Source organism: Kitasatospora sp. NPDC001547, assembly GCF_042894165.1.
Classification (GTDB): Bacteria; Actinomycetota; Actinomycetes; order Streptomycetales; family Streptomycetaceae; genus Kitasatospora.
Genome location: NZ_JBIAVL010000006.1, coordinates 1 through 19,415 on the forward strand (window position 1 = coordinate 1; position 19,415 = coordinate 19,415).

General features: G+C 74.0%; 19 protein-coding genes. 12 read left to right on the top strand and 7 right to left on the bottom strand.

Annotated elements, in window-relative coordinates; translation table 11 throughout:
• Window positions 1-187 precede the first annotated feature (187 nt).
• Together ACFY0X_RS13470 and ACFY0X_RS13475 are read left to right on the top strand one after the other, a co-directional pair.
• Complete coding sequence (locus tag ACFY0X_RS13470; protein ID WP_387753234.1) at window positions 188-844, top strand: TetR/AcrR family transcriptional regulator; 657 nt, start codon at window positions 188-190, stop codon at window positions 842-844.
• A 29-nt stretch (window positions 845-873) separates the two neighbouring features.
• Window positions 874-1,479 (top strand): VC0807 family protein, encoded by a 606-nt coding sequence (locus ACFY0X_RS13475; RefSeq protein WP_387753236.1) that lies wholly within the window; start codon window positions 874-876, stop codon window positions 1,477-1,479.
• Between the two features lie 217 nt (window positions 1,480-1,696).
• Here the strand turns inward: ACFY0X_RS13475 and ACFY0X_RS13480 are convergent, their stop codons facing one another.
• From ACFY0X_RS13480 to ACFY0X_RS13495, 4 genes are all read right to left on the bottom strand, one after another.
• Window positions 1,697-2,914: a glycosyltransferase gene (locus ACFY0X_RS13480; protein WP_387753238.1), complete on the bottom strand. Its 1,218-nt coding sequence runs from the start codon at window positions 2,912-2,914 to the stop codon at window positions 1,697-1,699.
• A complete protein-coding gene (locus ACFY0X_RS13485) occupies window positions 2,911-3,783 on the bottom strand; it encodes a MerR family transcriptional regulator (RefSeq protein WP_387753241.1) in 873 nt (290 codons plus the stop codon). The genes ACFY0X_RS13480 and ACFY0X_RS13485 overlap by 4 nt, the downstream gene beginning before the upstream one ends.
• Before the next feature lie 113 nt (window positions 3,784-3,896).
• The gene (locus tag ACFY0X_RS13490; protein WP_387753244.1) at window positions 3,897-5,015 is read right to left on the bottom strand and encodes a DUF6745 domain-containing protein; all 1,119 of its coding nucleotides are present in this window, start codon (window positions 5,013-5,015) and stop codon (window positions 3,897-3,899) included.
• 128 nt (window positions 5,016-5,143) lie between these two features.
• Window positions 5,144-5,470 carry a hypothetical protein gene (locus ACFY0X_RS13495; protein ID WP_387753247.1) on the bottom strand — a complete coding sequence of 109 codons (327 nt, stop codon included), beginning with the start codon at window positions 5,468-5,470 and terminating at the stop codon, window positions 5,144-5,146.
• A 202-nt stretch (window positions 5,471-5,672) separates the two neighbouring features.
• Here ACFY0X_RS13495 and ACFY0X_RS13500 point away from each other — a divergent pair, with 202 nt between their 5' ends.
• The 8 genes from ACFY0X_RS13500 to ACFY0X_RS13535 all read left to right on the top strand — a co-directional run bounded on the left by ACFY0X_RS13500 (window position 5,673) and on the right by ACFY0X_RS13535 (window position 13,834).
• Window positions 5,673-6,650 carry an STM4015 family protein gene (locus ACFY0X_RS13500; RefSeq protein WP_387753250.1) on the top strand — a complete coding sequence of 326 codons (978 nt, stop codon included), beginning with the start codon at window positions 5,673-5,675 and terminating at the stop codon, window positions 6,648-6,650.
• Window positions 6,651-6,724: 74 nt separating this feature from the next.
• On the top strand, window positions 6,725-7,654 hold the full coding sequence (locus ACFY0X_RS13505; RefSeq protein ID WP_387753253.1) for an STM4015 family protein: 930 nt from the start codon (window positions 6,725-6,727) through the stop codon (window positions 7,652-7,654).
• 16 nt (window positions 7,655-7,670) lie between these two features.
• Complete coding sequence (locus ACFY0X_RS13510) at window positions 7,671-8,795, top strand: STM4014 family protein (RefSeq protein ID WP_387753256.1); 1,125 nt, start codon at window positions 7,671-7,673, stop codon at window positions 8,793-8,795.
• Window positions 8,796-8,824: 29 nt separating this feature from the next.
• Window positions 8,825-9,667, top strand: coding sequence for an STM4013/SEN3800 family hydrolase (locus tag ACFY0X_RS13515; RefSeq protein WP_387754047.1), 843 nt, complete (start codon window positions 8,825-8,827; stop codon window positions 9,665-9,667).
• Complete coding sequence (locus tag ACFY0X_RS13520) at window positions 9,664-10,998, top strand: STM4012 family radical SAM protein (protein ID WP_387753259.1); 1,335 nt, start codon at window positions 9,664-9,666, stop codon at window positions 10,996-10,998. The genes ACFY0X_RS13515 and ACFY0X_RS13520 overlap by 4 nt, the downstream gene beginning before the upstream one ends.
• Window positions 10,999-11,009: 11 nt before the next feature.
• Entirely contained in the window at window positions 11,010-11,909 is a 900-nt protein-coding gene (locus ACFY0X_RS13525; RefSeq protein ID WP_387753262.1) for an STM4011 family radical SAM protein, read from the top strand.
• A 285-nt stretch (window positions 11,910-12,194) separates the two neighbouring features.
• A complete protein-coding gene (locus tag ACFY0X_RS13530) occupies window positions 12,195-13,352 on the top strand; it encodes a methyltransferase (RefSeq protein WP_387753264.1) in 1,158 nt (385 codons plus the stop codon).
• Window positions 13,353-13,453: 101 nt separating this feature from the next.
• Window positions 13,454-13,834: a VOC family protein gene (locus ACFY0X_RS13535; protein WP_387753267.1), complete on the top strand. Its 381-nt coding sequence runs from the start codon at window positions 13,454-13,456 to the stop codon at window positions 13,832-13,834.
• Between the two features lie 372 nt (window positions 13,835-14,206).
• Here ACFY0X_RS13535 and ACFY0X_RS13540 read toward each other — a convergent pair whose 3' ends face one another.
• Window positions 14,207-14,917, bottom strand: a complete 711-nt coding sequence (locus tag ACFY0X_RS13540; protein WP_387753270.1) for a rhomboid-like protein — start codon at window positions 14,915-14,917, stop codon at window positions 14,207-14,209.
• A gap of 435 nt (window positions 14,918-15,352) precedes the next feature.
• On the opposite strand from ACFY0X_RS13540, the gene argG reads away from it, so the two are divergent.
• Both argG and ACFY0X_RS13550 read left to right on the top strand, forming a co-directional pair.
• The gene (argG, locus tag ACFY0X_RS13545) at window positions 15,353-16,765 is read left to right on the top strand and encodes an argininosuccinate synthase (RefSeq protein ID WP_387753273.1); all 1,413 of its coding nucleotides are present in this window, start codon (window positions 15,353-15,355) and stop codon (window positions 16,763-16,765) included.
• A gap of 233 nt (window positions 16,766-16,998) precedes the next feature.
• Window positions 16,999-17,667, top strand: a complete 669-nt coding sequence (locus ACFY0X_RS13550; RefSeq protein ID WP_387753276.1) for a GAP family protein — start codon at window positions 16,999-17,001, stop codon at window positions 17,665-17,667.
• 66 nt (window positions 17,668-17,733) lie between these two features.
• Here the strand turns inward: ACFY0X_RS13550 and ACFY0X_RS13555 are convergent, their stop codons facing one another.
• Window positions 17,734-18,534 (bottom strand): hypothetical protein, encoded by an 801-nt coding sequence (locus ACFY0X_RS13555; protein WP_387753279.1) that lies wholly within the window; start codon window positions 18,532-18,534, stop codon window positions 17,734-17,736.
• Window positions 18,531-19,103: an RNA polymerase sigma factor gene (locus ACFY0X_RS13560; RefSeq protein ID WP_387753282.1), complete on the bottom strand. Its 573-nt coding sequence runs from the start codon at window positions 19,101-19,103 to the stop codon at window positions 18,531-18,533. Before ACFY0X_RS13560 ends, ACFY0X_RS13555 begins: the two co-directional genes overlap by 4 nt.
• Window positions 19,104-19,415: the final 312 nt, after the last annotated feature.

Sequence of the window (19,415 nt, forward strand, 5' to 3'; positions counted from 1 at the left end):
CGTCCCGCTGCGGCAACAACGGCTCTATCCGAGCCCACGCGGCATCCGTTATCTCTCCTCGACCCACCACAAGATCAATTATGAGACACGGCCTAGCCTCCCGACCTCCTGACGCCTTGACGTCTTGACTGCCGTGGGCGCGGCTCTTCGCACCCACAATTTTGCCGATGCATGTTAATTTTTACTCATGCGAGTAAAACCTGACCCGGCCCCGGCCCCTCCCCAGGCCGGCCGCGGCTCCGGCCGGAGCGTCACCACCGATGCGCGGCGCACCCAGATCGTCGCCGCCACGATCGAGACCGTCGCCGAACTCGGCTACGCCCGTGCCTCGTTCGCCCAGATCGCCAAGCGGGCGAGGCTCTCCAGCGTGCGGCTGATCTCGTACCACTTCCAGGACAAGGAGGACCTCTTCCAGGCCCTCGTCGACACCGTCCAGGAGGCGGCGCGGACCTTCATGCAGCCGCGCATCCACGCGCGTACCGGACCGGCCGCACAACTGGCCGCCTACATCGAGGCGAACCTGGAGTTCCTGGCGGAGCACCCGGTCGAGGTGCGCGCGCTGGTGGACGTCCTCGCCAACGCCCGCCGGGAGGACGGAAGCCCGCTGGTCAGCTCGGCGGGCTTCGACACCCCCGTGGCGCTGCTGGTGCAGCACCTACGGGACGGGCAGCTCAGCGGTGACTTCCGACCGTTCGACGCCGGGGCGATGGCCACGGCGATCCGCGCCTCGATCGACGCGGCCGCCAACCGGCTGTCCACCGGGGACGACTTCGACGCCCGCGCCTACGGGCGCGAGCTGGTCACCCTCTTCGCGCTCGCGACCAGGAACGAGGAGGCGAAGTGACCGTCCACGCCACCCCACGCCGAACCGCCGTGCTGTTACCCCTGCTGATCGACCTCGGCCTGCCGCTCGCCGTCTACTACGGGCTGCGCGCGGCGGGCCTGGACCAGTGGTGGTGCCTGCTCTGGTCCGCCGCCGTACCCGCCGTCACCGTGGTCGTACGGCTGGTCCGCACCCGTCGCGTCGACTTCCTGGCCCTGCTGGTCCTGAGCATGATCCTCCTCGGTGTGGTGCTCTCCGCGCTCACCGGCGACCCGCGTACCCTGCTGATCCGCGAAGCCTGGACGGGCATGCTGGGCGGACTCCTCGGCGTCTGGCTGCTGGCCTCCGTCGGCTACGGCCGCCCGGCCCTGATGGTGGTCTTCCGCAACTTCGTACGGGCCAAGACGGGCGAGGACGGACTGCGCGCCTGGGAGGCCCGCTGGGAGCAGGACGCCGCGTTCCGCCGCGGCCTCCGGGTGCTCACCCTGGCCTGGGGCGCCGCCAGCCTGCTCAACGCCGTCGCCCAAGTCGCCTTCGCCTACCTCCTTCCGGTCGACGCCGCCCCGGCCGCCATGAACCTGAGCTGGCCGGTGATCGCCGCGCCGCTGCTCCTCTTCCACCTCGTGTACACCAAGCGCCACGGCCTGCGGGCCTGACCGGAACGGACCGACCCGCGATCACCGGGCCGCTGGATCAGCCGAGCCCGCCGAAACCACCTCCTCCGCTGTCCCCGAACGGCACACCGTCCTCACCGTCGCCAAAGGCGCCGGCGACCACTGCGCCCCATGGCGCAGCAGCTCCGCAGCACCACGGTGCCCGACTGGCTGGAGCGGACCCTCGCTGAAGGCCTCAGCGGGCCGCTCCCCTCCTCCCCTACCGGCCCATTGCCATCACCGCCTCCGCGACCAGGCCCGCGCCGTCCTCCTTCGCCATCGCGCGGGCCGCCTCCTGCGCCCGTTCCCGCAGCCGCCGCCCCTCGACGGTCTGACGGACGGCCTCCGCCAGCCGGTCGGCGGTCAGGCCGGCGAAAGGAATCGGAGCGGTGGCGGCACCGAGCCGGGTGAGTCGCTCGGCCCAGAACGGCTGGTCCGCCGTCACCGGCACCGGGACGCTCGGCACGCCCGCGCGCAGTGCCGCAGCCGCCGTGCCCGCGCCCGCGTGGTGGACGACGGCCGCCATGTGCGGGAACAGCCGGGCGTGCGGCAGTTCGCCGACCGTCAGCACGTCGTCGCCCTCGCCGGCGATCCCGGCCCAGCCGGCCTGCACCATGCCCCGGACGCCCGCCCACCGCAGGGCCTCCACCGCCAGGGCGCTCAGCCGCCGGCCCTGGCCCGCCGCCATGCTGCCGAAGCCGATGAACACCGGCGGCGGCCCGGCCCGGAGGAAGTCCTCGACCTCGGCCGGGAGGCAGTAGTCCTCCGCCACGTGCGGCCACCAGTTGCCGACCACCCGCAGCCCCTCCCGCCAGTCGGTCGGGCGCGGCACGACGGTCGGACTGAAGCCGTGCAGCACCGGCCAGTTCGCCCGCTCCACGGCCCGCCGTCGCGCGGTCTGGGAGATCGCCGGAAGGCCCAGCCGCGACCGCAACCGGCGTGCGGCCTCCGCGTGCAGACGGTCGACGACCCGCTGACCGAGCGCCCCCGCCGCCCGGTTGCCCCAGCTTCCGAGCGAGCGGCCGCCCCCGACGACCGGAGGGAACTCCCGCGTCGGCAGCGTGGGTTGCAGGTAGACCCCCATGCCGGGGACCTCCATCGCCTCCGCGAGGTGCCAGCCCAGCGGTGCGGTGGTGGTGCTGAGCAGGAGCAGATCGGCTCCGGGTACGGCAGCGTCCGCGAGCGCGTCGCCGAGCTGCCCGATGAACACCGCGGCCCGTGCGAGCAGTTCGGAGCGCCCACCGGCCAGTCCGCTGCCCGCCCCGCGCGGGTCAACCGGGAGCGGGCGGAAGTCGAGGCCGCTGTCGGCGACCAGCCCGCGGAAGGCCTCGGGCGCCGCGAGCGCGACCTCGTGCCCCGCGTCGCGCAGCCGCGCCCCGAGACCGGTGTAGGGGGCGACGTCGCCGTGCGATCCGGCGGCCGTGACGAGGATCCTCATCGGGTCACCCCGGCGACGTCGCTCTCGTTGTGCCGCTCGGCGTCCTGCTGCTCAGTGCCGCGCCGCTCGGCGTCTTGCTGCTCGGTGTCGCGCCGTTCGGCTTCCTGCCGTTCGGCGTTGGCGCCGACGGCCGCGCGGAGGTAGCCGGCCAGGCCGGGGCGTTGCTCGGCCGGCGGGACGACGAGGGCGAAGGCGCGGGCGTCCGCCTCGTAGTCGTCGGCGATCCGGCCGTGCATCTCCGGCGGGCAGGGCGTGAACCACCGGGTGATGTGCTGCCGGTGCTCCTCGGCGAGGTCGAGCACCGTCCGGTGGTCGACCGGCAGCCCCTCGTCGAAGGCCTCCAGCAGCCGGACCCGCCACTCCGCCGCCTCCGCCATCAGCTGCTGCCAGTCCTCCTTGGAGTGGGTGGCGGCGCGGGCCAGGGCCTCCTGGTGGCTGTCCCGCTCGCCCCAGTTGAGGTGGGCGTCGGCCGCGTAGCTGAGGTCGAAGACCACGTCCCCGAAGACCTCGAAGCGCTCCTCCGGGGTCAGCTCGACCCCGGTGCGCTGCACCTCGATGGCCCGCTCGGCGACGACGACCAGCTTCTGCAGGCGGCCGATCTGCTCGGTCAGGGCCTGTCGTCTCGCCAGCAGGTGGTCGAGCGCGTTGGCCTGCGAATCCGCCAGGATGTCGGCGATCTCGTCGAGCGGGAAGCCGAGTTCCCGGTAGAAGAGGATCTGCTGGAGCTTGGCGAGGTCCGCGCCGTTGTAGAGCCGGTAGCCGGCCGGGCTGCGCTCACTGGGCGAGAGCAGACCGGACCGGTCGTAGTAGTGCAGGGTCCGGATCGTGACTCCGGCGAAGCCGGAGACCTGGCCCACCGACCAGCTCATGCGTCCCTCCGATCATCCGTGCGTTCACTGCGCCCCACCGTGCGGCCTGACGTGGGGTGAGGGTCAACACGCGCAGCCCGGGGGCCTGCTCCGGATGCCGGGAGGCACCCCGGTCAGGTCTCGCGCTGCGGGTGGTAGGCGCTCTCGGGTATGCCGAAGGTCCAGGCGACCCCGGCTCGCGCGGTGCGGGTGCTCGGCGGGACGCGCAGCCAGTAGGTGCGGTGGGTGCCGTCCGGCTCGGGGGTGGAGTTGACCACCTCGACCATCACCACCGGCTCGTCGTCGGGCAGGACGATCCGCCACAGCACCCCGGTCTCGTCGCGGTGGACGGGCTCGGCGCCGGAGTCGGCCAGGTAGCGCTCGTAGCCGTAGTGCTCCAGCAGGACGCGGCGCAGTTCGGCGTTCTCCTCGGTGCGGATCCGCTCGGCCGTCACCCCGGCGAGGCCGGCCAGGAACTCGGCCGGCACGGGCATGCCGCGCCAGGCGTGCAGCGCGAAGCCGTCGGCGTACTCCAGCGCCGGGCCGTCCGCCCGGTCGAGCCGTCCGGCCTCGTCGCGGTGCAGGGCGGTCGGCCGCTCGCTGAGCAGCGCGACGTCCCGGTACGGCCACCACCAGCCGACCTCCCGGGCCAGCTCGGCGAGCGGTGCGACGGCGTCGGCGCTCGGCCCGGCGGCCTCGAAGGCGGCGAACCACGGCGCGTCGTGCTGACCGCGCACGGCGTCCAGCAGGGCGAGCCGGACGGTGGTGCGCCGGGCCCGGGCGTCCTCGGCCACGGCCGCGTCCTCCTCCCGGTCGGCCTCGGGGGCGAGCCGGTCGAGCACCGCGTTGCGCAGCCGGTCGGCGAGCGCGGTGGTGACCGGGCCGAGCTCACCGCCGGTCAGCGCCCAGTGGCCCGCCCACCCCACGGCACCGACCTGTTCGACGGCCCGTCGCCTGGCCTCCTCCCACGGCCCGGTGCGCACGGCCTCGCGCACGCTCTCCGCACCGGCGGCCCGCAGCGCCAGCGCCGCCTCGGTCGCGGCGAGCGGCGAGCCGAACCAGCGGACGGCCGCGGGCTCGGGCAGCCCGGCCGCCCGGTACGCGGCCCGGACGGCGCGCTCGGCCGCCGCCCGGTCGGCGGCCCCGGTGGCGGCCGCGGCCGCCCGCCAGCGGGCCGTGACCTCGGCCGGCCCGGGCAGCGCCGGTGCCTCCGTCCGGTCGGCGTGGACCTCGTGGTGGAAAACCGTCTCCATCCCTGCTCCGTTCCCGGCCGGGCTCCCCACCCGGCCGTCCGTTCCCGTTCCGTGCCTCGGCCCCGGCCGCGCCGTGCCGTCGTGTCCGCACCCGCCCGCCGACCCCCGCACGGCGGGCGGAGCCGTCGTCAGTCCGCCACCACCCGCACCGCGCCCGGCACGTACTCGCGCTGGCGGACCACCCGGTACCAGCCCCGGGGCAGCGGTATCGCGGCGTGCTCCTCGTGCACCACCCGGCCGCCCTCGGGCAGGTGCAGCCAGCCCGCGCCGAACGGCCCGGTCTCGCGGCGCAGCTCGCCGGGGCCGACCACGGCGTGGGCGTGCCCGGTGACCTCGCCGAGCGCGAGCACCATCCGACCCCGCGCGTCCCGGGGCTGCACGGCCAGTTCGGCCACCCGCGGCGGGACCGCGTCCTCCTCGACCGGCACTATCAGTACATCGCCCTGGCGGTACATCAGTCCTCCCTCGCCGTACGGCCGGACCCCGGCGGACGCCGGAACCCACGGCTCCGCCGCACCTGCCGCGGTCACTCTCCGGAGCCAGGACCCGAACATAGGGCAAGGGTCTGACAACGCGCCCGGGCGGCGACCCGGCCACCGGATTGTCAGTCCCTGCTGGTAGACAGTTGTTCGGTCCAGACCCCAGAGGGAGCAGCGCATGAGTGTCAACGCCCACGTCGAGCGGTTCCACGGTCTTCCCGTCTTCGACTTCGTGGAGGCCTTGGAGGAGGCCGCCGAGAAGGGCGGATCCGGCGCCGTCCGGCTGCCCGACGCCGCGTCGGTCGCCTGGCGGATCAAGCTCGACTACGAGTCCGAGGCGACGTTCGTCGAGCGCTGGGAGCAGTTCCTCGACGCCGTCGACACCGAGCGGGTCACCGCCCTGGTGATCGGCCAGTGGGCGCCGGAGGAGCCGGACGGCTTCCAGGAGCCGATGGAGGCGATCATCGCCGCCGCCGACCGGCTGCCCGCGCTGCGCGCCCTGTTCGTCGGCGACATCACCTACGAGGAGTGCGAGATCTCCTGGATCCAGCAGTGCGACATCACGCCGCTGCTGACGGCCTTCCCGCGGCTGGCCGAGCTGGTGGTGCGCGGCGCGTCCGAGGACTGGGACGGCAACGGCGGTCTGGCGTTGGAGCCGCTGCGGCACGAGGATCTCAAGGCGCTGCGCTTCGAGGCCGGCGGGCTGCCGGGCTCGGTCGTGCGCTCGGTGGCGGGCTGCGACTTCCCGGCCCTGGAGCGGCTGGAGCTCTGGCTCGGCGTGGAGAACTACGGCGGCGACGCGACGATGGCCGACTTGACGCCCTTCCTGGACGGCACCCGCTTCCCCGCGCTGCGCCACCTCGGCCTGCAGAACAGCGAGTTCCAGGACGACATCGCGGCCGCCGTGGCGCACGCGCCCGTCGTCGCCCGGCTGGAGTCGCTCAACCTCTCCATGGGCGTGCTGACCGACCAGGGCGCCACCGCCCTGCTGGAGGGCCAGCCGCTCACCCACCTGCGCTCCCTCGACCTCCACCACCACTACATCACCGAGGAGGTGCGGCAGCGCCTGCGCCAGGCCCTGGCCGGGGTGGAGGTCGACCTCTCCCAGCCCGGCAAGCCCGGCGACCAGTGGCGCTACGTGGCCGTGGCCGAGTAGCCGTCACCTCCCGCACCACCCAGAGCGACCCGCACCGTCCACCCGTCCGACCACTCGACCCACCAGGATCCGACATGGCCGTCTCCCGCCACCTGGAACGCTTCCACGAGCTGCCGATCCACGAGTTCACGCCCGACGACCGGCCGCGTCCCGACGCGGGCGCCGTCGCCTGGCGGCTGTCCCTCGAGTACGGCTCCGAGCAGGACTTCGTCCAGCTCTGGCAGTCGTTCCTGGAGAGGGTCGACCCGGCCGGCGTGCGCGCCGTGGTGGTCGGCGCCTGGTGGCAGGACGGCTACACGTCCGTCCACCCCGTGATCGAGGCCATCACCGCCGCAGCGCCGCGCCTGCCCGCGCTGGAGGCGCTGTTCCTCGGCGAGGTGACCTTCGACGAGTGCGAGATCTCCTGGCTGGAGATGGACGACGTCACGCCGCTGCTGACCGCCTTCCCCGGGCTGAGGTCGCTGGCCGTGCGCGGCGGCATGGACCTCGCCCTGGAGCCGGTGCGGCACGACCGCTTGACCAGCCTGCGCTTCGAGTCCGGCGGCCTTCCGGCCACCGTGGTCCGCGCGGTGGCCGGCTCCGAACTGCCCGCGCTGGAGCGCCTGAGCCTCTGGCTCGGTGTGGACGAGTACGGCGGTGACGCGTCGCTGGACGACCTCGCACCGTTCCTGGACGGCTCCCGACTGCCGAAGCTGCGCCACCTCGGGCTGGCCAACAGCGAACTCCAGGACGAGATCGCCGCCGCCGTCGCCCACGCCCCGGTGGTGGCCCGGCTGGAGTCGCTCGACCTCTCCATGGGCATGCTCTCCGACGAGGGTGCCACCGCCCTGTTGGAGGGCCAGCCGCTCACCCACCTGCGCTCCCTCGACCTGCACCACCACTACCTGAGCGACGCGATGATGGAGCGGCTGAGCGCTGCCCTGCCGGGTGTCGAGGTCGACCTCGACGAGGCCGAGGGTGCCATGGACGACGAGGACGACCGCTACGTCTCGGTCGCCGAGTAGGCGGGCGGCGGAGGCGATGACTTTGCGGCTGACCGTCCTCGGCAACCCCGGGCACCGGCGGGTGACACTGTTCGCCGCCGCCGCCCGGGCCGCCGGGCTGCCGGAGCCCGCCGTGCTGCCCTGGCTGGACGTGCTGCGCGGCCGGTACCGGCTGCCCGAGGGCGGACTGCTGCGCATCGAGTCACCCGGCGAGGAGCCGGAGGTCGACCGCCTGCTGCGCGGCCCGGCGCTCGGCCCCGGCTACGCGCCGACCAGGGTCGAGGGCACGGCCGTCTGGTACGCGGGGGTCATGGCCGCGCTGCGCGCGCTGGCCGCCCGGCCCGGGGTACGGCTGCTCGGCGATCCGGAGGAGGTCGCCGTGATGTTCGACAAGCGCCGGGCGCACGCGCTGCTCGCCGGGGCCGGGGTGCCGGTGCCCAGGGCGCTCGGCGGCGAGGTCACCGGCTGGGAGCACCTGCGCGAGCGCCTCGCCGAGGCCGGCCTGCACCGGGTCTTCGTCAAGCCCGCGCACGGCTCTTCCGCCTCCGGGGTGATGGCCCTGGAGTTCGGGCCGCACGGCCGGCTGCAGGCCACCACCTCGGTGGAACTGGCCGACGGCCGGCTGCACAACTCGCTGCGGGTGCGCCGCTACCGCAGCGAGCGGGAGGTCGCCGCGATCGTCGACGGCCTGGCACCGGACGGGCTGCACGTCGAGCAGTGGATCCCGAAGGCCTCGCAGTCCGGACGCTCCGCGGACCTGCGGGTGGTGGTGGTCGCCGGCCGGGCCACCCACGCCGTGGTGCGCACCAGCGCCCAGCCGATGACCAACCTGCACCTCGGCGGCGCCCGGGGCAGCGTCGACCAGGTCCGTCAGGCCGCAGGGCCGGCCTGGCCGGCCCTGCTGGAGACGGCCGAGCGCGCGGCGGCCTGCTTCCCCGGCTCGCCGATGGTCGGGGTCGACGTGCTGCCCACGGCCGGCTGGCGGCGCGCCCTGGTCGGCGAGGTCAACGCCTTCGGTGACCTGCTCCCCAACCTCACCGGCCTGCCCGACGGCCCCGCCGAGGGCCTCGACACCTACGGCGCCCAGCTCGCCGCGCTCACCACTCATTCCCCGTCGTCGTCCGCGGCGACGGACCACCAGATCACGGAACCCGCTCGATGAACCACCGGACCACCCTCCCGGCCCCCGACATGAACGCCGTCGTCGGTACCCACGACCTCCTCCTCGTCACCCTCGACACCCTCCGCTTCGACGTCGCCGAGGAGCTGGCCGCCGCCGGCCGCATCCCGAACCTCGCCGCCGTCCTGCCCGGCGGCCGCTGGGAGCGCCGGCACGCACCCGGCAGCTTCACCTACGCCTCCCACCAGGCGATCCTGGCCGGTTTCCTGCCGACGCCGGCCACCCCGGACGGTCCGCATCCGCGCCTGTTCGCGGCCCGCTTCGCCGGCTCCGAGAGCACCGCCCCGCGCACCTGGGTGTTCGACGCCCCCGACCTGCCGACGGCGCTGGCCGCGGCCGGGTACCGCACGGTGTGCGTCGGCGGCGTCGGGTTCTTCAACAAGCAGGGCCCGCTGGGCTCGGTGCTGCCCGGCCTCTTCCAGGAGAGCCACTGGGCGCCCGAGCTGGGCGTGGCCTCGCCGACGTCCTTCGAGGAGCAGGTCGCCCGGGCCGAGCGGGTCGCCGCCGAACAGTCCGCCGACCAGCCGCTGTTCCTCTTCCTGAACGTCTCGGCGCTGCACCAGCCGAACTGGTTCCACCTGCCGGGCGCCACCCGCGAGCACGGGGACTCCCGGGCCAGTCACGCCGCCGCCCTGGAGTACGTGGACGCGCACATCGGCCGGCTGTTCGCCGCGATGAGCACCCGCCGTCCCTGCTTCGCGGTCGTCTGCTCCGACCACGGCACCGCCTACGGCGAGGACGGCTACACCGGGCACCGGATCGGCCACGAGGTGGTCTGGACGGTCCCGTACGCGCACTTCACCCTCCCCGCCCGAGCGGCGGACGCCCCCGCGACCTCCAAGGAGCGCGCATGACCACCGCACCCCCGCGCCCGGACTCGCCGTACCAGTCGTACGTCTACGCGTACCCGCACAAGACGGCGTACCGCCCGCTGCCCGAGCGCCCGCCGCTGCGCGAGCTGTGGGCAGGCGAGGCCCAGCACGCGCTCTCGCTCTACCTGCACATCCCGTTCTGCGAGGTCCGCTGCGGCTTCTGCAACCTGTTCACCCGGATCGGCAGCCCCGACGGCCTGACCACGGCCTACCTGGACGCCCTGGACCGGCAGGCCACGGCGGTGCGCTCGGCGCTGGACGAGGGCGCCCGGTTCGCGCTGGCCGCGTTCGGCGGCGGCACGCCCACCTATCTGACGGCCGGTGAGCTGGAGCGGCTGTGCGACATCGCCGAGCGGCGGATGGGCGCCGACCTGCAGGCGGTACCGCTCTCGGTGGAGGCCTCACCCGCCACCGCGACCGCCGACCGGCTGGAGGTGCTGGCCGCCCGGGGCACCACCCGGCTGAGCCTGGGCGTGCAGTCCTTCGACGACGCCGAGGCGCGTTCCGCCGTGCGCCCGCAGAAGCGGGCCGAAGTGGAGGCCGCCCTCGGCCGGATCCGCGCGGCCGGGTTCCCGGTGCTCAACATCGACCTCATCTACGGCATCGACGGCCAGACGGAGAGCAGCTGGCTCCGCTCGCTGGACACCGCGCTCGCCTGGCAGCCCGAGGAGCTGTACCTCTACCCGCTGTACGTCCGCCCGCTGACCGGCCTGGCCCGGCGCGGCGAGCAGGAGAGCCGGCCCGCCTGGGACGCGCGCCGGCTCGCGCTCTACCGGGCCGGCCGCGACCACCTGCTCGCCCACGGCTACCAGCAGGTGTCGATGCGGATGTTCCGCCGCGCGGCCTCCCCGCAGGCCGGGGCGGGCGAGTACGCCTGCCAGACCGACGGCATGGTCGGCCTGGGCTGCGGCGCCCGCTCCTACACCTCGCGGCTGCACTACTCCTTCGACTACGCGGTGAACGCCACCGAGGTGCGCGGCATCATCGACGACTACGTCGCCACCGAGGACTTCCACCGGGCCGAGGTGGGCCACTGGATGGGCGGCGCGGAGCCGCGCCGGCGCCACCTGCTGCAGTCGCTGCTCCAGGCCGAGGGCCTGCCGCTGGCGGACTACCGAGCCCGGTTCGGCGGTTCACCGGCCGAGGACTTCCCGGCGGAGCTGGCCGAGTTCGCCGAGCGCGGCTGGCTCGCCGGGGGCGACCCGGAGTACCTGCGGCTCAGCCCGGAGGGGCTGGCGCACTCCGACGCCGTCGGGCCGATGCTCTTCTCGCCCGAGGTCGGGGCCCTGATGGCGGCGTACGAGGCGAAATGACCTTCCTCGGCATGCCCTCCGGCCCACCGCTGCCGGAGGACGGCGCGCGGCACCTCACCCTGCTCTACCGCGGGCCGCTCGCGTCCTGCGACTACGACTGCCCCTACTGCCCGTTCGCCAAGCGGCGCGACAGCCCCGAGCAGCTGCGGGCCGACCGGGCCGCCTTGGAGCGCTTCACCGGCTGGGCCGCCGGGCGCGCGGGCACCGGCGACACCCTGTCACTGCTGTTCACCCCGTGGGGCGAGGGTCTGGTGCGGTCCTGGTACCGCCGCGCCCTGGTCGAGCTGAGCCTCCTGCCGCACGTCCGCCGCGTCGCGATCCAGACCAACCTCAGCTGCCGCACGGGCTGGCTCGCCGACGCGGACCTCGACGCCCTCGCCCTCTGGGTCACCTTCCACCCCGGCCAGGTCTCCCGCGACCGGTTCCTCGCCAAGTGCCGCGAGCTGGACGCACTCGGCGTGCGCTACAGCGTGGGCGTGGTCGGCCAACCCGAGCACCTCGCGGAGGCCCGTCGGCTGCGCGCCGAACTCGCGGGGGACGTCTACCTGTGGGTCAACGCCGCCGAGGGCCTCGACTACACGGACGCCGAAGCCGCCCAATGGACGGCCCTCGATCCGCACTTCGGCTACAGCCGGCACGCCCATCCCAGTGCCGGGCTGCCGTGCCGCACCGGGGAGTCCGTGCTGTCGGTGGACGGCGACGGCACCGTACGCCGCTGCCACTTCGTCCGCGACGTCCTCGGCAACCTCTACGACGGCAGCTACCGCACCCAACTCGGGCCGCGCGCCTGCCCGTTGCCGGTCTGCGACTGTCACATCGGCTACGTCCACCTGGAGACCCTGCCGCTGTACGAGCTGTTCGGGGCGGGAGTGCTGGAGCGCGTGCCGCACGGCTGGCCAGGGGGGCGGTGATAAATCGGTTGCCTACCGGCCACTCTGTGTGAAAGCGTACGAACAACCGCGCAGGACCAGCTCGTTCGGAAGGGAGGCCCGCAGATGATCAGTGGCATACGGCTCGCGGTCGTGCCGGGCCTCGTACTCGGTGACACCCCGGCTCGCGCTTCGACGCGTGAGCCGCACCCGGCCTGACGCCCGCGCCCGCCGTCCCGGCGGCGCCGTCGCCCGACGCGCCTGCTGCTCACTCCTCGTCGAAGTGCTCTTCGTGCCCCCTTGCACGTTCGACCACGAGGAGCCCCGGTGTCCGACACCCACCGGCCCAGTACCGTCACCCTGCCCACCCTCTTCGCCCTGCCCGCACCCTGGCACAGCGAGAACGGCACGCCCCCGCCGCGTCGCCTGATCGCCGCCGACGACACCCTTCCCGCCGAGGCCGCCTACCGGTTGGCCTGCGAGGGCACCGCCCTGCTCTGGCAGGGCGACTACCCCGGCGCGCTCCACCTCCTGCACGCCATGCGCCGCCGTGCCGAGCGGCGCCGGCCCCGATCCGCACCCGCCTCACCCTCCGAGGCCTTCCGCCGGCACCGACGGGAGCGCGCCCGCCTCGCGCGCGTCCTGGGCATGCTGCTGGTACCGCTCGGTGCGGATCACCGCGTCCGGCTCCACCGGGCGCCCGACGTCCGAGAGGCCTGCCTGGCGGCCTACGGACCGCTCCTTGACAACAGAATCGTGTCCCTGCGCGAACTCCTCGGGGTGATCGGCGCCCACCAGTGGCGCCGCAGGGGCGTCGAGGTCCCGGCCCTCGGCGCCCGCATCCACCCGCACTACGGGGTCTTCTCACCCGTCCGCGGCGAGTACGTCGACCTCGTCGCCCGGGCGCCGTTGCCGCCGGCCGCCCGGACCCACTCCACCGCCTACGACCTCGGCACCGGCACGGGCGTGCTCGCCGCGCTCCTCGCCCGGCGCGGCCTGCGCAAGGTCCTGGTCACCGACGCCAACCCGCGCGCCCTCGCCTGCGCCCACGACAACGCCCACCGGCTCGGCCTCGCCCGCCGCATCGAGACCGCCGGCACCGGGCTCTACCCGCCCGGCCACGACCGGGCCGCCCTGGTCGTGTGCAATCCTCCGTGGTTGCCCGGCCGACCGAGCTCCGCCCTCGACGAGGGGGTCTACGACCTCGACAGCCGTATGCTCCACGGCTTCCTCGACGCTCTGGCCGGCCGCCTGCTGTCCGGCGGCGAGGGCTGGCTCGTCCTCTCCGACCTCGCCGAACACCTCGGCCTGAGGTCCCGCGCCGACCTGCTCGACGCCGTCGCCGGAGCCGGTCTGCGCGTCACCGGCCGCCTTGACACCGTCCCCCGCCACCCCCGTGCCACCACCCCCGAAGGGGCCGACCCCCTCCTCCGCGCCGCCCGCGCCGCCGAGGTCACCTCGCTCTGGAGGCTGGCCCCCGCATGACTCCACGCGACCTGCCGCACACGGCCCGAAGCAGCCGCACGCCCACCGGGCGACACGGCCCGCACGTCCCTAGCCTGGTGAGAAGGAGGAGGCGAAACACCATGCTTGGAGACGCTCCACTGCAAGCGGTCATCCCCGCCACCGATCTCGCCCGCGCCAAGGCCTTCTACACCGACACCCTCGGCCTCAAGCTCACCGAGGAAGGTGAGGAGGAGTTCGCCTGCGACAGCGGCGGCACCCAGTTCACCGTCTACCGCACGCCCAGCGGCGGACAGGCCGCCCACACCCTCGCCAGCTTCAAGGTCACCGACCTCGACGGCGAGATGGCTGCCCTCCGCGGCCGCGGCATCACCTTCGAGGAGTACGACTTCCCCGGTCTGCAGACCGTCAACGGCGTCGCCGAGGGCGAGGGCATGCGCGCGGCCTGGTTCAAGGACAGCGAGGGCAACATCATCTGCGTGGCCCAGCGGGTCGACCAGTAGCCGTCCCGCCGGCCGGGCCGGCCGGCGGGCGTTCCCCGGAACCCGTCCGTCGGCCGGCCCGGCACCTCGGTACACCGCCCATCTCACCCACCGCGCCGCGTTCTTCGGAGGCGGCGCCGCTGCCCGGCACGCTCAACGAGGAGCGGCCGGGCAGCGGTGGCAGGTGCCGGCGGGTTGCCGGGTGGTGACCGGGTTGGTGCCCAACACCGGGCGGCGGGCCGACTCGTGGAGCCTGTCGCGCGGTCGCGCGCACTCGGCGGAAACAGGGCGTCTGCCTGCTGGGCCCGACCGGGCCGGGGTAGGCGTATACGACACGTAGGCGGTAATCGCCTTACGGCTTCGAACAGTCGGCGCCCCGTCACCAGCCACCGGTCACCGCCCCCGGGCGCGTCGCCAGAGCGTTCGGGCCGAGACGACCGGGTCGAAGGAGCCCGGGCGGTCCCTGGTCAGCGGATAGCAGGCGAATCCGATCAGCGCCGCACTGAGGTGGCCGACGCTGGTGTAGTCCCGGCTCTGCTGCACGCCCAGTCCGTAGACCAGCAGCACCCCCGCCGCGTACAGGTACCGCCAGGGCCGCGCGATCAGATAGGTGAGGACCGCGACCACGCCGGCCAGCGCGTAGCTGACGCCGTAGTCCAGGGTGTAGACGGCTCTCGGCGGGGCCAGCCCACGGTGGATCGCCCAGCCGAGCACACCCTCACTGAGGTAGGTGGCGCCGATGTGCGCGAGCGCCGCCACCGAGATCCACCGCAGGGTGCCGAGCCACCGTTCGGCGGGCACGTGGAAGAGGTTGTACAGCAGGAAGTAGAACGGCCAGCCGCCGCCCGCGATCCACAGGGCGCTGGTCAGCAGGACGCGGACCGGTGAGATCTGGAGGTGGTGGAGGTTGGTCGAACGCCGCTCCAGGATGTGGTCGGCGGTCGCCGGATCGACGTGGCGGATCACCTGGGTGGTGACGAGCAGGATCGCCAGCCAGACGTAGGTGCCCGGCGCGCGCCGGACGTAGGCCCACGCCGCGCGGGTGGGATGACCCCACCGGGGCCGCCGGTGGGTCTCGGAACCCCTGGCGGTGCTGCCGGCCATCGACGCCTCCTCGCCGCTCCTCCCCCCTCACCCTCGCCCCCGCCCGACTCCGCCGCCTCCCGGCACCCGGCGCGCGGGAGCCGGGATCCGGGAGCCGCCACCCGACCTGCTCACCACCGGCTACGCCCAACTGCTCACCGCGAGGACCTGCGGCCGGTGCGCCGGCGGCGACTGCCTCATCGCGCTCCGCGCGGTCCCACTGCGCCCGCGCCCACCTCCCGATCCACGACAACCGACGGACGATTCGCGCGAGTTGGCGGAACCGGCGACCGGCAGACGCCGACCGGTCGAGGCTCCGCAGCCGACCAGGATTCCGCATGCTCTTGCATTGCTCTGCAAATGTATGCCAGAGTTCGGGCATCGGATCGATTACGCCGAATCCCGTCACACATCGCTAGATCAGGGGCCCGCTCCACGCGGGTCAAGGGTGCATCCATGTCGAAGGTCTTGAGCAAGCTGCCGGTCGGTGAACGGATCGGCATCGCATTCTCCGGTGGGTTGGACACCTCCGTCGCCGTCGCGTGGATGCGCGAGCACGGTGCCTTCCCCTACGCCTACACGGCCGACATCGGCCAGTACGACGAGCCGAACCTCGCCGACGTCCCGGCCCGGGGCCGCGCGTACGGCGCCGAGCAGGCCCGGCTGGTCGACTGCCGGGCGGCGCTGGTCGAGGAGGGCCTGGCCGCCCTCGCCTGCGGCGCCTTCCACATCCGCTCCGCCGGGCAGACGTACTTCAACACCACCCCGCTCGGCCGTGCCGTGACCGGCACCCTGCTGGTTCGCGCCATGCAGGAGGACGGCGTTTCCATCTGGGGCGACGGCTCCACCTACAAGGGCAACGACATCGAGCGGTTCTACCGCTACGGCCTGCTCGCCAACCCCAACCTGCGGATCTACAAGCCGTGGCTGGACCAGGCGTTCGTCGACCAGCTCGGCGGCCGCAAGGAGATGTCCGAGTGGCTCGCCGAGCGGGACCTCCCCTACCGGGACTCCGCCGAGAAGGCCTACTCCACCGACGCCAACATCTGGGGTGCCACCCACGAGGCCAAGCGGCTGGAGTACCTGGACGCCTCTCTGGAGATCGTCAGCCCGATCATGGGCGTCGCCTTCTGGGATCCCGCGGTCGAGATCCAGACCGAGGACGTCACGGTCGAGTTCGAGTTCGGCCGCCCGGTCCGGATCAACGGCCAGGAGTTCGCCAGCGCCGTCGACCTGGTCCACGAGGCCAACACCATCGGCGGACGGCACGGTCTGGGCATGTCGGACCAGATCGAGAACCGCATCATCGAGGCCAAGAGCCGTGGCATCTACGAGGCCCCCGGCATGGCGCTGCTGCACATCGCCTACGAGCGGCTGCTCAACGCCATCCACAACGAGGACACCCTCGCCACCTACCACACCCAGGGTCGGCGGCTCGGCCGGCTGCTCTACGAGGGCCGCTGGTTCGACCCGCAGTCGCTGATGCTCCGGGACAGCATCCAGCGCTGGATCGGCCACCCGGTCACCGGCAGCGTCACCCTGCGGCTGCGGCGCGGCCAGGACTACTCCGTCATCGACACCCAGGGCCCCAACTTCAGCTACCACCCCGAGAAGCTGTCGATGGAGCGCAGTGTCGACGCCGCGTTCGTCCCGGACGACCGCATCGGTCAGCTGACCATGCGCAACCTCGACATCGCCGACTCGCGCAGCAAGCTGGAGCAGTACGCGGTGCACGGCCAGCTGGCTCCGTGGAGCGGTCTGATCGGTGAGCTCGCCCCGGGTGGTGCAACCCCCATCGCCGCCGGCACCGGTGACGAGGAGGACTCCACCGCGCTCGACCACGCGGCGATCGAGTCCGGCACCGACTGACGCACCTCGTGCCCGCGGAGGGCCGTCGCACCCAAGCGGTGCGGCGGCCCTCCGCCGTCCCGCCCCCATCCCGCCCGGCCCCATCCCGCCCGGCCCCACTGCCGTCCACCCTCGTCTCGCCCGCCCGCCGCTCACCCCGCGCTCACCCGAACGGCGGCACCGGCCGTGCGCCGCCCGCCGGTCGGTAGCTGAATGGCGGACGGGCGCCCGGCGGCGGGAAGGCAGGTCCGGGGATGGGTGAGGCGATCGGCCCGATGCTGGCCTCCGCGGTAGCGGTCGCGCTCAGCCCGCTTCCGCTGATCGCCGTCCTGCTGATCCTCGCCTCGCCTCGCGGCCGGGCCAACGGGATCGCGTTCACGGTCGGCTGGCTGCTGGGCCTGGCGGCGGTGACGGCCGCCGTCGTGGCGGCGGGCACCGCGCTGAACCGCGCCGAGGCCACGCCGACGTGGCCGTCCTGGCTGAAGCTCGCGCTCGGCGCCGTACTCCTCCTGCTGGCCGCCCGGCAGTGGCGTCAACGGCCACGGCCCGGCCGGGTCACCGCGCCGCCGGTCTGGCTGCTCTCGATCGACCGGCTGACCGCCGCTCGGGCCGCCGGGCTCGCCGTGGTCCTGGTGGTGGCCCACCCGAAGACACTGGTTCCGGCCATCGGCGGGGCCGCTTCCATCGCCGCCGCCCCGACCGGTGGCGGGGGAAAGGCGGCGGCCGCCGCCGTGCTGGTGCTGCTCGGCTCGCTGGGTACCCTGCTGCCGCTCGCGGTCCACCTCCGGGCCGACGACCGCACGCGGCACGCCCTCGGCGAGTGGCGCGCCTGGACGGCCACGCACAACGCGGCGATCATGACCGTCGTCCCGCTGCTGCTCGGGGCCGAGTACCTGGGCGCCGCCGTCTCCGGTCTCACATGACCTGCGCGTGAACCCTCCTGCCCGGCCCGCTCCGCCCAGCCGATCCTTCCCGCCCCCGCCACCCCCTCACCGGATCCGTACCACCCCGCGCCCCCGCACCGCCCGTACCCCCAACCGTCCGGGGTCGGCCGCCTGCCGCGCCGCCACCGCCTCCCGCACCGTCAGCAGGATCTCGCCGTCGTAGTGCTCCGCCAGCACCCGCGCCAGTTCCGCCGCGCCGCCCGGCCGGACGTCGGGCGCGAGGTCCGGCAACCGGCCGGGGGCGCTGAGGTCCTGGGCCTGGGCGGCCCAGCGGGCCGCGTCACGCCGCTCGCCCTCGGCGGTGTAGTGCACCGCCAGGCAGTGCACGGCCAGCTGGTCCCCGTACTGGGCGGCTATCCGCCACCAGAAGACGCCGTCCGCCGTGCGGCCCATGCCGTACAGCAGGCAGCCGAGGGTGCGGAAGGCGGTCTTCTCGGCGAGTTCGAGGTCCAGGGCCAGTTCCCCCGGCTCCACCGCGCCCGCGACCCCCGCGCACAGGTGCCGCAGGTCGCGCCGCAGCTCCGCCCGCCCCCCGGCCCACCGGGGCTGCCCCGGGACCGCAGCGGGGCCGGCGCCCGATCCCGGGCCGGAGCCGGCGCCCGCCGCCCCCGCACCGAGTCCGCAGCCCGCCCCCGCCGCCGTTCCCGGGCTCGGCCCCGAGAGCGGAGCGTGCGGCGGACGGGCGCCGGCGGGCGGCCTGGCGGGACGTTCGCGCACGGTCGGGGCGGGCCGTCGGGCGGCGGCGAGCCGCTCGGCCAGTCGGCGCGTGAAGTCCACCGGATCGTGGTCGTCGAGCTCCCGGTCCAGCTCGACGGCGTGCGCGCGCAGCAGGTCCACGATCCTCATGTCCGCGCCCCGCCGTCGTCCGGGTGCTCCAGCAGGTACTCCAGGTGGCGCCGCCCGAGGCTGTAGTAGGTGCGGGCGGTGGTGTGCGCGATGCCGAGGGAGCGCCCGATGTCGTGGTACGACAGTCCCGCCTGGCGCAGCCGGACCACGTCGGCCTGGACCGGGGCGGCCCGCGCGAGTTCCTCCATCGCCCAGTCCAGGGCGTCCAGCTCGGCGAGCTCGTCCAACTCGTCCTGGCTGGTGTCGGGACGGCGCTGGGCGATCACCCGCAGCCGTCTGCGTTCGATGCGGCGGCGCTCGCGCAGCACGTCCACCACCGCGTCCTTGACGATCTTGAAGGCGAAGGCCTGCGGATCGGGGCTGGCCAGGGCCCGGCGCCAGTTCTTGTAGAGCGTGGTACCGGCGTTCTGGACGGCGTCCTGGGCGTCCTCACGGTGCCGCAGGCGCTGCTGGGCGTAGCGGAGGTAGCCGGAGTTCTCTCGGGTGAAGAAGGCCTCGAAGTCGTTCGGGAGGTCGCCGAGCGGGTCGGCTCTCAGGCCCCGCTCCTCGCCCGGCCCGGGAGTGGTCACGCGGCCCCCTTTCGTGGGTCGACTGGCCGACCCGCCTGGTGGCACGCCGACGGCCCCTTGGGGCTCGTGGTGTAACCGTCCGGGGGGGGAGCGGGGGGTTGACCGGATCGGGCGGACAATTGCCGAACGATTCCGTTCACTTTTGAACAGCACCGTTGACCTGCGGCTTCGCCCTCACGAATCCCGCCGGAGCCTCCGAAACGTGACCCAGATCACAGCCATCGAGAGCGCCGCTTGACAAGGCCCGGCGAGACCCACCCAGCCCCCTCCACCCCGCGACCGACCCCCGGTGAACTCACCCCTCACCCCCGA

Coding starts and splice junctions, on each gene's coding strand:
- ACFY0X_RS13470 (WP_387753234.1), top strand. CDS start 188: ATGCGAGTAAAACCTGACCCGGCCCCGGCCCCTCCCCAGGCCGGCCGC.
- ACFY0X_RS13480 (WP_387753238.1), bottom strand. CDS start 2,914: ATGAGGATCCTCGTCACGGCCGCCGGATCGCACGGCGACGTCGCCCCC.
- ACFY0X_RS13485 (WP_387753241.1), bottom strand. CDS start 3,783: ATGAGCTGGTCGGTGGGCCAGGTCTCCGGCTTCGCCGGAGTCACGATC.
- ACFY0X_RS13490 (WP_387753244.1), bottom strand. CDS start 5,015: ATGGAGACGGTTTTCCACCACGAGGTCCACGCCGACCGGACGGAGGCA.
- ACFY0X_RS13495 (WP_387753247.1), bottom strand. CDS start 5,470: ATGTACCGCCAGGGCGATGTACTGATAGTGCCGGTCGAGGAGGACGCG.
- ACFY0X_RS13500 (WP_387753250.1), top strand. CDS start 5,673: ATGAGTGTCAACGCCCACGTCGAGCGGTTCCACGGTCTTCCCGTCTTC.
- ACFY0X_RS13505 (WP_387753253.1), top strand. CDS start 6,725: ATGGCCGTCTCCCGCCACCTGGAACGCTTCCACGAGCTGCCGATCCAC.
- ACFY0X_RS13510 (WP_387753256.1), top strand. CDS start 7,671: ATGACTTTGCGGCTGACCGTCCTCGGCAACCCCGGGCACCGGCGGGTG.
- ACFY0X_RS13515 (WP_387754047.1), top strand. CDS start 8,825: ATGAACGCCGTCGTCGGTACCCACGACCTCCTCCTCGTCACCCTCGAC.
- ACFY0X_RS13520 (WP_387753259.1), top strand. CDS start 9,664: ATGACCACCGCACCCCCGCGCCCGGACTCGCCGTACCAGTCGTACGTC.
- ACFY0X_RS13525 (WP_387753262.1), top strand. CDS start 11,010: ATGCCCTCCGGCCCACCGCTGCCGGAGGACGGCGCGCGGCACCTCACC.
- ACFY0X_RS13535 (WP_387753267.1), top strand. CDS start 13,454: ATGCTTGGAGACGCTCCACTGCAAGCGGTCATCCCCGCCACCGATCTC.
- ACFY0X_RS13540 (WP_387753270.1), bottom strand. CDS start 14,917: ATGGCCGGCAGCACCGCCAGGGGTTCCGAGACCCACCGGCGGCCCCGG.
- argG (WP_387753273.1), top strand. CDS start 15,353: ATGTCGAAGGTCTTGAGCAAGCTGCCGGTCGGTGAACGGATCGGCATC.
- ACFY0X_RS13550 (WP_387753276.1), top strand. CDS start 16,999: ATGGGTGAGGCGATCGGCCCGATGCTGGCCTCCGCGGTAGCGGTCGCG.
- ACFY0X_RS13555 (WP_387753279.1), bottom strand. CDS start 18,534: ATGAGGATCGTGGACCTGCTGCGCGCGCACGCCGTCGAGCTGGACCGG.